A 13010-nucleotide genomic window follows, 5' to 3' on the forward strand; every position below is an offset into this window, starting at 1 on the left:
CTGGGTAAAGTGCCTGCTGGATCTGCCCTCTTAGCTCAGGAGCTCTCACGTGGCCCGTGTGGTTGTCGACGTCATGCCCAAAGCGGAAATTCTCGACCCTCAGGGGCAGGCCATCGTCGGGGCGCTGCCGCGACTCGGTTTCGCCGGTGTCTCCGACGTCCGTCAGGGCAAGCGGTTCGAGCTCGAGGTCGGCGACGACGTCGACGATGCGACTCTCGACCAGATCGCCGAGACCTTTCTGGCCAACACCGTCATCGAGGAATGGAAAGTGACCCGGCTGTGACTCGCCTCGAAGATCGACCGGCCTCCGGCCTTCCCGCCCGGATCGGTGTGATCACCTTCCCCGGCACGCTGGACGACATCGACGCCTCGCGCGCGGTCACGCTCGCAGGTGGTGAGGCCGTCAGCCTCTGGCACGGCGACGCAGATCTGAAGAATGTCGACGCCGTCGTCGTCCCCGGCGGTTTCTCCTACGGCGACTACCTGCGCGCCGGCGCCATCGCGCGCTTCGCCCCCGTCATGGATGCGGTCATCGACGCAGCGAAGGGCGGCATGCCCGTCCTCGGTATCTGCAACGGCTTCCAGGTGCTGTGCGAGGCCGGACTCCTGCCCGGCGCCCTCACCCGGAACGCCAACCTGCACTTCACGTGTCGCGATCAGTGGCTCACGGTGGAGAGCACGTCCTCGGCATGGTCCTCGCGGTACGAGGCGGGCGCCGAGATCCTCGTTCCGCTCAAGTCCGGTGAGGGTCGCTTCCAGGCGTCCGAGGCGGTCCTGGACGAGCTCGAGGGCGAGGGACGCGTCGTGTTCCGCTACTCGGGTGACAACCCGAACGGTTCGCAGCGGTCCATCGCGGGCATCTCGTCCGCCGACGGACGCATCGTGGGACTCATGCCGCACCCCGAGCACGCCACCGAGGCCCTCACGGGCCCCAGCGACGACGGCCTCGGCATCTTCTACTCTGCGCTGGACGCGATCGTCACGGCCTGACGGTCACCGCCCAGGAGTGCGGCCGCAGGTCGTTCTCCACTCCGTCGGCTGCTGCCACGATGTCTCCGGCCGGTCGAGGCACGGGTGCGTCGCCGATGTTCGCCGACAGCACCAGCGTCGTCGTGCCGTCCGTCGCGGTGAGGGTGACCGCGGTGTTCTCCAGTCCGGACACCTCGGCGTGCGCATGGTGCAGCCACGGGAATCGTCGCCGCATCGCGATCAGGGCCTGGTGGCGCCGGTAGTGCGGCCATCCGTACGGCGCCAGATCGTCGGGTGTCGCCGGGAACTCGGGTCGGATGGCGTCGTCGCCACCCACCCGCTCCTCCTTGATCCCGCGGAATCCCTGCTCGTCGCCGTAGTACACCGTCGGCGTTCCCGCCACGAAGAACAGCAGTGCGGCGGCGATGTCGGCATCGTCGTCGTCGAGGGTGGACGCGATCCGGGTGACGTCGTGGTTGCCGACGAACGTCGCCGGAACGAACGTGGGCAGCAACTCGTCGTGGCGCCCCAGCGCGTGGGCGAGCTCGAAGAAGTTCGCGTCCTTCAGGGCGCTCCACGTCGCCTTCCACAGCTCGTACTGCGTGATCGAGTCGAGTCCGGACTCCCGCACGTACGACGCGTAGTCCCCGTGGATCATCTCGCCGACGATCCACGCGTCGGGATGTGCCTCTCGCACACGGGGGAGCACCGCCGCCCAGAAGGCCGGTGAGACCGCGTACGCCGCGTCGAGCCGCCATCCGTCGACACCGCGGTCGAGCCAGTGCGTCATGACCTGTGCGACGTGCTCCTGCACCGCCGGCTCGTCGTGGTTCAACTCGACCAGAAGATCGTGGCCCTCGAACGTGCGCGGCCGACCGTCCTTCCAGCGGAACCACCGTCCCGCGTCCGAGTCGGGCCCGTCCTGCTCCGCACGAACGAACTGCGGGTGGCTCCTGCCGACGTGGTTGAAGACGCCGTCGAGCAGAACTCGGATGCCCTTGGCGCGTGCCGCACCAATAAGTGCGTCCATGTCGCTGTCGGTTCCCAGACGGGAATCGATGCGGAGATGGTCGACGGTGTCGTAGCCGTGGGTCTCCGACGCGAACACCGGGCCGAGTGCGAGGCCGTTGCACCCGAGCTCGAGGAGGTAGTCGAACCAGCCCTCGATCCGGTCGAGTCGGTGTTCGGTGCGGTCCACTGCCTCGGCCTCGGCGCCGACGAACCCGAGGGGGTACACCTGCCACCAGATGACGTGATCGACCCAGTCCTGCATCGCATTTCCCCCTTTTTCCCGGTCTCGGCGAGGGTTCGCCGAGCGACGGTCTGCTTGTCGGATCGCACAATTCGATTCCGGTTGTGTAGTGACTGTCACTATGAGTAACTGACGTCGGCGGACGACCGTTCGTCACCACCGTGCCAAGGGAGTCATCATGTCCTCCGACCTCACCGATCTGCTCGAACTCTTCCAGAACCTGTCCGGCATCGTCGACGCGCTCGGATCGATCTTCGACGGACTGTCCTTCTTCAGCTGACCCGATCATCCCTGTGGGGCGAACTCGGCCGAGTCCGCCCCACAGGTGTGCTCGGCGTGGAATGGCAGGAGTCGGCGTCGGATCGGGTCGGAGTCCACGCGAGGCGACAGTGCTGGTGACAATGGCTCGCCCGTGGCCCGGCGTTGCAGGTGGTGCACAGATCGACCCGTGAGTCGATTCTCGTCATCGAATCGCGACAATTTTCGGGTTGCGAGCCATTCTTTTGTGTGGATTACTTAGCAAGCGGGCAACAAGCCCACCAACCTCACAAAGGGAGCTCCTCATGACCGACCTCGCCAGCTTCGTCGACCTTCTCGGTGCACTGTCCGACATCTTCGGTGGCGCCGGAAGCTTCCTCGACGGCCTGAGCTTCTTCAGCTGAACCCATCTCGACTCGTGATGCCGGGTCCACCCTCGTGGTGGGCCCGGTATCGCTGTCTCCGCACCCCGTCTCTCTACGATCGGTGACCATGGCGTCCCTCACCTCCGCGACCGCGGCCGGCCTCTGTTCCTTCGTCGACGCGTCACCGTCGCCGTTCCACGTCGTCGAGACGGTGGCATCGGAACTGGCGGCGCACGGGTTCACCGCCGTGGCCGAGACGGACGCGTGGCCCTCCGAGCCCGGCCGGTACCTCGTCGTCCGCGGTGGTTCGATCATCGCTTGGTCCACCGAACGCGCGCCCGACGCGGCGTTCCGCATCGTGGGCGGGCACACCGACAGTCCGAACCTCCGCGTCAAGCAGAACCCCGATCTCGACGTCGCCGGGTGGCAGATGGTCGCCCTGGAGCCGTACGGCGGCGCGTGGCTCAACTCCTGGCTCGACCGCGATCTCGGCATCTCCGGCCGTCTCGGTGTGCGTGACGGCGGCTCGGTGCGCGACGTCCTCGTGCGCGTCGACCGTCCCATCCTGCGGGTGCCCCAACTGGCGATCCACCTGTCGGAGGATCGCAAGGGAGTGCACCTCGATCCGCAGAACAACGTGAACGCGATCTGGGGCGTCGGGCGATCACCCCACTCGTTCATCGGGTTCCTCGCCGACGAGGTCGGGGTGGATCCCGGTGACGTGCTCGGGTGGGAACTGATGACCCACGACCTCAATCCTGCTGCAGTGGTGGGACTCTCGGACGACCTCGTCAGTTCGCCGCGACTGGACAACCAGGGCACCTGCTACGCCGGAACCGAGGCGCTGGTCGTCGCGGCCGCGCAAGCCGACGACTGCATCCCCGTCCTCGCACTCTTCGATCACGAGGAGGTGGGCAGCATGTCGGACCGTGGCGCGTTCTCGGATCTGATGAACACCGTCCTCGAGCGCATCGTGCTCTCGCGTGGCGGCGGCCGCGAGGAATTCCTGCGCGCGATGGCCGGGTCGATCCACGCCTCGGGCGACATGGCGCACGCGACCCATCCCAACTACGTCTCGCGGCACGAGCCCGCGCACCGCATCGAGGTCAACGGTGGCCCGGTGCTCAAGGTCAACCAGAATCTGCGCTACGCCACCGACGCCGCCGGTGCCGCGGCCTTCGCCTTGGCGTGCGAGCGAGCCGACGTCCCGCTGCAGCGCTACGTCCACCGAGCCGATCTGCCGTGCGGCTCCACCATCGGCCCCATCACCGCCTCCCGCACCGGTCTGTCCACCGTCGACGTGGGTGCCGCGCAGCTCGCCATGCACTCCGCGCGCGAGGTGATGGGCGCACACGACGTCGACATGTACGCCGACGCCTTGGCTGCGTTCCTGGGGGCGTAGCGCTGGGTCGGGCTGCGCTGAGTGCCGGTTGCATCCTGGCCGTTGGGCCGCCTGTCGATCCGATGCCGCCGCCGGGCGGTGCGCGCGATGGTCAGCGCACGCTACGGGATGCGCGCTGCACCGGGCGGTGCGCGCGGGCCGCGTGGTGGTACGGGAACCCCGTCGACGCGGCCGACGAATCCTGCTGCCGTACAGGGCCCGGCGGGGGAGACTGGCGGGATGGAGATCGCGCAGTGGTGGCCGGCCGTGACGGCGGACACTCGGGACTGGCTGGTCGAGCACAACGGTGAGCCGCTCCCGTCCGCCGTGAGGGACGACGTGCTGCGCGTGAACGGCGATCTCACCGACCCGTCGTGGTGGGCCGGTGAGTCCGTCGACGGGTCGTCCGAGCTGACGGACGCGGCGACGGACTGGATCGAGTCCGCGGCGAACGACGGGTGATGAGTTCCGGCGTCTGGCATGGTCTGTCCCGCAGTGATCGGCGATCGGCGCCGGTTCTTCACGAGGGCGGTACACGATGCGTGCGGTGACGGCAGGGCTCTTCCACTCGGTGGACGGTGTGGTCGAGGCTCCCGACCAGTGGCAGTTCGACAGTTTCGACGACGAACTCGGCCAGTCCATGGGCGGGTTCATGAGCAGGACCACCACCGCCGTCATGGGTCGGGTCGCCTACGAGTCGTGGTCGGATCACTTCGGCAACGCGGGGGCGGACGACCCCTTCGCCGGCTTCATCAATCCGGTGGAGAAGTTCGTCGCCTCACGCACGCTCACCGGAGATCTCGCGTGGCAGAACTCGACGCTCATCGACGGCGATCCGGTGGAGTTCGTGCGTCGACTCAAGCAGACCGACGGTGGCGACATCGCGCTGGTGGGCGGCGTCTCTCTGGTCCGCCAGCTCTTCCTGGCCGGTGTGCTCGACACCCTGACCCTGATGACGCACCCCGTCGTCGTGGGCAAGGGCCAGCACCTGTTCGAGCCGGGTGATCCGCTCACTCGTCTCGTCCTGACCAACTCCCTCGTCACGAGCAAGGGCAACGTGGTCGTCGACTACGCCGTCAAGGGGGACTAGCGGGCAGGCCGGAGGCCGGTCGGGGCTGACGAGCGGGCAGGCCGGAGGCCGGCCGGGGCTGACGAGCGGGCAGGCCGGAGGCCGGTCGGGGCCGACGAACGGGCAGGCCGGAGGCCGGTCGGACGGTGTCGGGTCCTGCACATAGAATGACCTCGACATTCTGCCGAGGGAAGGACCCCATCCACCGTGTCTGTCGAGTCCACTCCTCAGGTCGACGCCCTCCCCACCCCTCCGGTCGACACCGTCTCCGCTGCGGCCGGGTCGCCCGACGTCGCTCAGCCGTGGGCGGAGTTGGGTCTGAAGGAGGACGAGTACGCCCGCATCCGGGAGATCCTCGGCCGCCGTCCGACGGACGCCGAGTTGGCGATGTACTCGGTGATGTGGAGCGAGCACTGCTCGTACAAGTCGTCGAAGGTGCACCTCAAGTACTTCGGCGAGACGACGACGGACGAGATGCGGTCGGGAATGCTCGCCGGAATCGGTGAGAACGCGGGCGTGGTCGACGTCGGCGACGGGTGGGCTGTCACCTTCAAGGTGGAGAGCCACAACCATCCGTCGTACATCGAGCCGTACCAGGGTGCGGCCACCGGCGTCGGCGGCATCGTGCGCGACATCATGGCCATGGGTGCTCGTCCGATCGCGGTGATGGACCAGTTGCGTTTCGGTGCGGCTGATGCTCCGGACACGCGCCGGGTGCTCGAGGGCATCGTGCGTGGCGTCGGCGGTTACGGAAACTCACTCGGGCTCCCGAACGTGGGCGGCGAGACGGTGTTCGACGCGTCCTACGCCGGCAACCCGTTGCTCAACGCGCTGTGCGCCGGAGTGATGCGTACCGAGGATCTGCACCTGGCGTTCGCGTCGGGCTCGGGCAACAAGATCATCCTGTTCGGTGCCCGTACGGGCCTCGACGGGATCGGCGGCGTGTCGGTGCTGGCGTCCGAGACGTTCGACGAGAAGCAGGGCCGACGCAAGCTCCCCGCGGTGCAGGTGGGCGACCCGTTCACCGAGAAGGTGCTCATCGAGTGCTGCCTCGAGCTCTACCAGCAGAAGCTCGTGGTCGGTATCCAGGACCTCGGCGGTGCCGGATTGTCCTGTGCCACCTCCGAGCTCGCTTCGGCGGGTGACGGCGGTATGCACATCGCCCTGGATCGGGTTCCGCTGCGTGCGACCGGGATGACGCCGGCGGAGGTACTGTCCAGCGAGTCGCAGGAACGCATGTGCGCCGTGGTGGCACCGGAGAACGTCGACGCCTTCATGGCGGTGTGCGCCAAGTGGGACGTGCTGGCGACCGACATCGGCGAGGTCACGGACGGTGAGCATCTCGAGATCACCTGGCACGGCGACGTCGTCGTCGACGTGCCGCCCAAGACGGTGGCCCACGACGGTCCCGTCTACGAGCGTCCCGTGCAGCGGCCCGCGAGCCAGGATGCCCTGGAGGCGAACACCACCGAGGGTCTGCCCCGTCCGACCACAGGTGTGGAACTGCGCGAGACCCTGCTGCAGATGATCTCCTCCCCCCAGCTCTGCAGTCGGCGGCTCATCACCGAGCAGTACGACCGGTACGTCCGCGGCAACACCGTGCTCGCCGAGCACGCCGATGCCGGTGTGGTGCGCATCGACGAGAAGACCGGCCGCGGAATCGCTCTCGCGACCGATGCGTCCGGCCGGTACACCGCGCTGGATCCGTACCGCGGTGCGCAGCTGGCTCTGGCCGAGGCGTTCCGCAACGTCGCGACGACGGGCGCCACGCCGAAAGCCGTCACCAACTGCCTGAACTTCGGGTCGCCCGAGGATCCGGGTGTCATGTGGCAGTTCCAGCAGGCGGTACGCGGCCTGGCGGACGGCTGTGTGCAACTGGGCATTCCGGTCACCGGCGGAAACGTCAGTTTCTACAACCAGACCGGGTCGACGCCGATCCTGCCGACCCCGGTGGTGGGTGTGCTGGGTGTCCTCGACGACGTCCACCGCCGCATCCCCACGGGCATCGGCCTGGAGCCGGGCGAGACCCTGATCCTGTTGGGTGACACGCACGACGAATTGGACGGCTCGATCTGGGCCCAGGTCGTCCACGACCATCTCGGTGGTGTTCCGCCGCAGGTGGATCTGGCTCGCGAGCAGTTGCTGGCCGACATCCTCACGGCGTCGAGCCGCGACGGTCTGGTCACCGCAGCGCACGACCTCTCCGAGGGCGGGCTCGCGCAGACCGTCGTCGAGGTCGCGCTCGCCGGCGAGACCGGGTGCCGCATTCTGCCGCCCGAAGGAACAGATCCTTTCGTCACCTTGTTCTCGGAATCGTCCGGGCGGGTACTCGTTGCTGTCCCTCGGACCGAGGAGACCAGGTTCACGGGGATGTGCAGCGCGAGGGGGATGCCATGGACGCGTATCGGGGTGGCCGACGAAGGGTCGGACGAGGTGGAGTTCCAGGGACTGTTCAGTGTCCCGTTGACCGAACTCCGCGAGGCGTACGAGGGGACGCTCCCGGCGCTCTTCGGCTGACCGACCTTCCCGGCACCGGCACCGTCCGATGACCGACACCGATACTCGGTCGTCGGACGAACTGCAGCGCCCCCACAGTTTCGAGGAACTGCCGGCGTACGTCCTGAGCTCGGCGACCCGCACGGTGCGCAAGCACCCCGCGTGGATCTGGGCGTGGGGTCTGCTGCGGCTCGACGTCACCGGCATCGCGTTCGGCGCCCTGTTCTTCTGCTGGTCGCTGACGCCGTCACTGCTGCCACGCGGCTGGCTGTTCCAGGGCATCGTCAGCGGCATCACCGCGGCCATCGGGTACGGGGTGGGCGTCGCTGTCGGCTGGATTCTCCTGCGCACGGTGCTTCGTCAGCAGCCGTGGTGGCCGCTGCCGATCCGCGTGGAGCGCGCACTCCTGGTCGCTGTCCCGGTGATCGCGACCGTCGCCGGAGCGGTCATGCTCTACGCCTCTGCGGACTGGCAGCGTCAGCTCGCCGCGCTCATGGGCGCCGAGGGGCTCACGTCCACGGGGTTCATCCGCACCGGCATCATCAGTTTCGCGGTGTGCGCCGCGCTCATCGGCCTGTGGCGGGTCATCCGGGACATCCGCCGCTTCGTCGTGCGCTCGATCCTGCGTCTGATCCGACTCCCGCAGTGGGTTGCCAACCTCGTGGGGTTCCTCCTCGTCGTGACGGTGCTCGTCACACTGGTGCAGGGTGTGCTGTTGCGCGGCACCATGACCGTCGCCAACTCGGTCTTCAGCACTCAGAACAGCAACACGCGTGAGGGTGCCGAACAGCCGACGGTGCCCGAGCGTTCCGGTGGTACCGGTTCGCTCGTCGACTGGGACACACTGGGATTCGAGGGCCGAAACTTCGTCTCGGGTGGGTTGTCGGCCGACGAGATGACCCGAGCGACCGGCCGCACGGGCATGGAGGCGATCCGCGCGTACGTGGGACTCGAGAGCGCGGAGACGGACGAGGAGCGCATGAATCTCCTGGTACGCGAACTCGATCGAACCGATGCGTTCTCCCGCAAGGCCATCGTCGTCATCCCGACCACGGGAACCGGGTGGGTCAATCCCACCGCAGCTCGGGCCGTGGAACTGATGTACGACGGGGACGTCGCGCTCGTGGCGTCCCAGTACTCGTACCTTCCGAGTTGGATCTCTTTCCTCGCCGATCGCGAGAAGGCGGCGGCCGCGGGGAAGTTGCTCATCGACACCGTGCACCAGCGATGGGAGCAGGAGCCCGAGGCGACCAGGCCCAAGTTCTACGTCTACGGCGAGAGTCTCGGAACCCAGGCCGGCGAAGGCGCGTTCGCGGACATCGCCGACATCCGGGACACCGTCGACGGAGTGCTGTGGGTGGGCCCGCCGAACTCCAATCGCATCTGGGACACCTACGTCAGCCGACGCGATCCGGGAACCACCGAGGTGGAACCCGTCTACGCCGGCGGACTGCTGATGCGGTTCGCCGACAGCACCCGTGACGTCGAGGCGCTGAGCGGGGACTGGCCCTACCCGCGCGTGCTGTACATCCAGCACCCGTCCGACCCCATCGTGTGGTGGACGCCGGATCTGATCTTCCAGCGTCCGGATTGGCTCGCCGAGCCGCCCGGGTACGACCGACTGCCCAGCATGCGGTGGTTCCCGTTCGTCACCTTCTGGCAGGTGAGTGCCGACCTCACGAACGCGGCCGGCGTGCCGGACGGGCACGGCCACAACTACGGGACGACGGTGCTCGACGGCTTCGCCGCTGTGGCCGCCCCCGACGGGTGGACGCAGGCCGACACCGAACGCATCCGCGTCGTCATGAACGAGTACGCCGACGCCGACGGTCCCGAGAAGTGACCGGACTGGCCCGATGGGTGCTGTTCGACATCCCCATCGGGACAGTGCTACCCGAGGAATTCCTGTTCCGCGGCGTCGTCGACACCGTGGCCACCGCCGTGGTGGGTCCCCGTGCCGCACTGGTGGTCGGCTCCACGGCATTCGGGGTCTGGCACTGGTACGACTCGGGCAGGTCGGTGCCCGTCGTCCTGTTCACCGGGGCGGCCGGCGCACTGTTCGTCGAGTCGAAGCGGCGAACCGGCACCATTCTGACGCCCATGGCACTGCACTGGGCCGCCAACTCGGTCGGTGCGATCGCATCGACGTGGTGGCGCTCTACTCGAGGTGACAGACCGCCTCGAGGTTGAGGCCGTCGGGGTCGTACACGAAGCCGCCGAAGTAGTTCTCGTGGTACTCGGGGCAGACGCGCGGAGACACCTTGTCCCGTGCGCCCGCCGCGAGGGCCGCGGCGTGGAACTCCCGGACGGCGTCACGGGTCGGTGCCGAGAACGCCACGTGCAGTGCGGGATCGACGGTGCTTCCCTGGACCAGCCAGAGGAACGGCTTGCGGCCACTGCCGAATCCGACCATGCGGACGTAGTCGTCGTCCGACCCGCCGGTGAAGTCGAGCAACTTCTCGATACCCAGTACCGCGAGGGCCGGCACGTAGATCGCGAGTGAGCGATCGACGTTCGTGACTGTCACGTTGAGGTGGTCGATGGTCGATCCTTGATAGGGGTTCGGTGTCATGGAGACAGTGAAGCGTCCATCGCGGACAGCGGCGGTCCTCGTTGTTCCTCCGCGCCGGATCAGCGACGCGCTGCCGACCGCCCGGTGAATGCCCGGGTGTACTGGGGCGGGTAGGGCACGGGATCGCCGAGTTCGGCCGCCGCGCGCTGCGCCCACACCGGATTGCGTAGCAACTCCCGTGCGAGGAACACCGCGTCGGCGCGACCCGACGACACCAGGAGATCGGCGTCGGCGGGATCGGTCACGAGCCCGACCGTCGCCGTCGGGATGCCGGTCTCGCGCAGTCGCTCCGAGAACGGCACCTGGTAGCCGGGGCCCACGGGGATCGGTGCGTCGGCGGCGATGCCGCCGGTCGACACGTCGATCAGGTCCACGCCGTGATCTCGGAGCAGCGGGGCGAGCCGCACGCTGTCCTCGATCGTCCAGCCGGGTCGGGGGTCGTCCGTGTCGCCGGCGAGCCAGTCCGTCGCCGAGAGCCGGAAGAACAGCGGCCGGTCCTCCGGCCACGCGGCGCGCACCGCGTCCACCACCTCGAGGGCGAAGCGTGCCCGGGCGTCGAAGTCTCCGCCGTACTCGTCGGTCCGCGTATTGGCGTGCGGGGACAGGAACTGGTGGATCAGATAGCCGTGTGCACCATGCAGTTCGAGGACGTCCACACCCGCGCGTGCAGCGCGTGCGGCGGCGGCCGCGAAGTCCGCGACCACCTCGGCGATCTCCGTCGTGCTCAGCGACGAGGGGAGAGGGAGGGTTCCGAACGATTCCGGACTGGGACCGACGCGGTCCCACAGAGTCTCGACGTGGTGGGTGCCGTCCCACGACGGCCCCGACCACGGCCTGCCGGTGGCGGCCTTGCGTCCGGCGTGCACCAGTTGGACACCCAGTGCGGCGCCGTTGCCGCGGGCGAACCGCACGATGCGCTCGAGCGCGTGCTCTTGCGCGGAGGTCCACAGGCCCAAATCGAACTCGCTGCTCCGCCCGTCGGGAGAGACGGCGGTGGCCTCCATCATGGCCAGACCCACGCCACCGACGATGCGGGCGGCGAGGTGCTGGAAGTGCCAATCGGTGGCCGCGCCGACGGCGGGACCGTACGGTTCGGCGGCGAACTGCATCATCGGCGACATCCAGATCCGGTTGCGCATCGTTGTCCCGCGCAGCGTCAGAGGCTCGAACAGTGCGCTCACGACGACACCGCCACCGACGCTGCAGCCGACTGCTCGGTGCCGCGCCGCGGTCCGCCCAGGAACGCAAGTCCGTTGTCGTGCAGCGTGCGACGGTCCACGCCGGCCGACTCGAGGAAGGCCGAGGGCGCAGACTCCGCCATGTCGAAGGGGTAGTCGGTACCGCACAGGACGTGATCGCTCGACGCGTGTTCTCGCAGCAGCGTCAAGGCGGCCACGTCGTGAGTCACGGTGTCGAACCAGCACTGCCGGAACGCGTCCCGAGGGTGCGTGTCGGTGTGGTGGACGTCCGGCCGCGCTCCCCATGCGTGGCTCCAGCGACCCAGGAGCGCCGGCGCGCACCCGCCGCCGTGCACGAAACACACTCGTAGCGAGGGAAGTTCGTCCAGGACACCCCCCAGCACGACGCCGGCGACGGCAGTTGCCGTCTCGACGGGGTTGCCGATGAGGTTGGCCAGGTAGAGCGAGCTCCACTCGGGGCGGGGCAGCTGCATCGGGTGCACCAGAACCGCCAGGTCGAGCCGCGCGGCGGAGCGCAGGATGTCGCGCAGGACACCGGTGTCGAGCGAGGTGCTGCCCACCAGCGGCGGGATCGCGACGCCGGACACCACGCCCTCGGAGGCGAGGCGTGTCATCTCCCTCGTTGCCGCATCCGCATCGTCGAGACGCACGAGGCCCAGGCCGGCGAGTCGACCACCGGAGTTCGCGACCAGACCCGCGAGTTCGACGTTGAAGCTGCCGATGTAGTCGTCCGCACCCGAGTCGGACGTCGTCGGGAAGGCGAACGGCGGGGGTGACAACGCGCGGACCCCGATGCCCTGCGCATCCATGTCGGCGTAGACGGCATCGACGTCGCTCATGGCCTCGGTAGCGATCGACAGCGGGAGATCTCCGAGATGCAGACGCCCGTCCCGATCCTGCATCGGTGCGAACGGCGATCCGGGCGGTAGGCCGAAGTGCGAGGCGGGCAGCCAGTGCGCGTGGACGTCCACGAGGTCGGCGCCGGTCACGAGGTCACCACGGGCAGAGCGTCGTTCGCGGAGTCGAGGTGCTCGACCGTGGTGAAGACGAGCGGTGTGTCGCCGACGTTCTCGATGTCGTGCAACAGGTATTCGCCCGGTCCGAAGGTGAAATGGCGCGTCTCGCCGGCGTCGTAGGAGACGTCCCGAGTGGTTCCGTCGAACGTGTGTTGGCGAGAGGTGCCAGCGTTCACGGCCGTCCAGAAGTAGTCGAGAACGTGGCGGTGCGCGTGCCACCGCTCACCCGGTGCGAGCCTGATCTCCCAGACCCGCACCCGGTCGGTGCTGCTCAGCAGGCGCGACCCCACCGCACCGTCGAAAGCGTGAGACTCGAACTCCGCGCGGAGTTCCGGAGACCAGCCGTCGAAGTCGGTGCCGACGACGGTGCCGGCGAGAGGGAGGTCCTGGAGGAACGTGTCGGACATGACCGTGCCTTTCGTATTGTGGGGGA

13 protein-coding genes are annotated in these 13010 nt (G+C 68.3%); 8 read left to right on the plus strand and 5 right to left on the minus strand.

What is annotated here, in order from left to right; translation table 11 throughout:
• Window positions 1-49 precede the first annotated feature (49 nt).
• Window positions 50-283, plus strand: coding sequence for a phosphoribosylformylglycinamidine synthase subunit PurS (purS, locus tag HQ312_RS20275; RefSeq protein ID WP_027504302.1), 234 nt, complete (start codon window positions 50-52; stop codon window positions 281-283).
• Window positions 280-990: a phosphoribosylformylglycinamidine synthase subunit PurQ gene (purQ, locus tag HQ312_RS20280; RefSeq protein ID WP_307095590.1), complete on the plus strand. Its 711-nt coding sequence runs from the start codon at window positions 280-282 to the stop codon at window positions 988-990. Before purS ends, purQ begins: the two co-directional genes overlap by 4 nt.
• On the opposite strand, the gene HQ312_RS20285 is transcribed toward purQ, so the two are convergent.
• Window positions 980-2242 carry an alpha-amylase family protein gene (locus HQ312_RS20285; RefSeq protein WP_222641121.1) on the minus strand — a complete coding sequence of 421 codons (1263 nt, stop codon included), beginning with the start codon at window positions 2240-2242 and terminating at the stop codon, window positions 980-982. The genes purQ and HQ312_RS20285 overlap by 11 nt on opposite strands.
• Before the next feature lie 729 nt (window positions 2243-2971).
• Between HQ312_RS20285 and HQ312_RS20290 the strand changes: the two genes are divergently transcribed.
• The 6 genes from HQ312_RS20290 (at window position 2972) to HQ312_RS20315 (ending at window position 9980) form a co-directional block, all read left to right on the plus strand.
• Window positions 2972-4246 carry a M18 family aminopeptidase gene (locus tag HQ312_RS20290; protein WP_222641124.1) on the plus strand — a complete coding sequence of 425 codons (1275 nt, stop codon included), beginning with the start codon at window positions 2972-2974 and terminating at the stop codon, window positions 4244-4246.
• An 87-nt stretch (window positions 4247-4333) separates the two neighbouring features.
• A complete protein-coding gene (locus tag HQ312_RS22085) occupies window positions 4334-4687 on the plus strand; it encodes a hypothetical protein (RefSeq protein ID WP_261782512.1) in 354 nt (117 codons plus the stop codon).
• Window positions 4688-4772: 85 nt separating this feature from the next.
• Window positions 4773-5315: a dihydrofolate reductase family protein gene (locus HQ312_RS20300; protein WP_197027713.1), complete on the plus strand. Its 543-nt coding sequence runs from the start codon at window positions 4773-4775 to the stop codon at window positions 5313-5315.
• 186 nt (window positions 5316-5501) lie between these two features.
• A complete protein-coding gene (gene purL, locus HQ312_RS20305; protein ID WP_222641127.1) occupies window positions 5502-7811 on the plus strand; it encodes a phosphoribosylformylglycinamidine synthase subunit PurL in 2310 nt (769 codons plus the stop codon).
• A gap of 28 nt (window positions 7812-7839) precedes the next feature.
• A complete protein-coding gene (locus tag HQ312_RS20310; RefSeq protein ID WP_222641131.1) occupies window positions 7840-9633 on the plus strand; it encodes an alpha/beta-hydrolase family protein in 1794 nt (597 codons plus the stop codon).
• A complete protein-coding gene (locus HQ312_RS20315; RefSeq protein WP_051612986.1) occupies window positions 9630-9980 on the plus strand; it encodes a CPBP family intramembrane glutamic endopeptidase in 351 nt (116 codons plus the stop codon). Before HQ312_RS20310 ends, HQ312_RS20315 begins: the two co-directional genes overlap by 4 nt.
• On the opposite strand, the gene HQ312_RS20320 is transcribed toward HQ312_RS20315, so the two are convergent.
• From HQ312_RS20320 to HQ312_RS20335, 4 genes are read right to left on the minus strand one after another with little or no spacing between them, the layout of a single operon-like run.
• Entirely contained in the window at window positions 9949-10362 is a 414-nt protein-coding gene (locus HQ312_RS20320; RefSeq protein ID WP_222641135.1) for a VOC family protein, read from the minus strand. The two genes, HQ312_RS20315 and HQ312_RS20320, sit on opposite strands and share 32 nt — an antisense overlap.
• Before the next feature lie 59 nt (window positions 10363-10421).
• Window positions 10422-11543, minus strand: a complete 1122-nt coding sequence (locus HQ312_RS20325; protein WP_222641139.1) for an NADH:flavin oxidoreductase/NADH oxidase — start codon at window positions 11541-11543, stop codon at window positions 10422-10424.
• Complete coding sequence (locus tag HQ312_RS20330; protein ID WP_222641142.1) at window positions 11540-12550, minus strand: amidohydrolase family protein; 1011 nt, start codon at window positions 12548-12550, stop codon at window positions 11540-11542. Before HQ312_RS20330 ends, HQ312_RS20325 begins: the two co-directional genes overlap by 4 nt.
• Complete coding sequence (locus HQ312_RS20335) at window positions 12547-12984, minus strand: hypothetical protein (RefSeq protein ID WP_222641146.1); 438 nt, start codon at window positions 12982-12984, stop codon at window positions 12547-12549. The genes HQ312_RS20330 and HQ312_RS20335 overlap by 4 nt, the downstream gene beginning before the upstream one ends.
• Window positions 12985-13010: the final 26 nt, after the last annotated feature.

It is taken from the genome of Rhodococcus sp. BP-316 (genome assembly GCF_019836105.1).
In the GTDB taxonomy this organism is placed as follows: Bacteria; Actinomycetota; Actinomycetes; order Mycobacteriales; family Mycobacteriaceae; genus Rhodococcoides.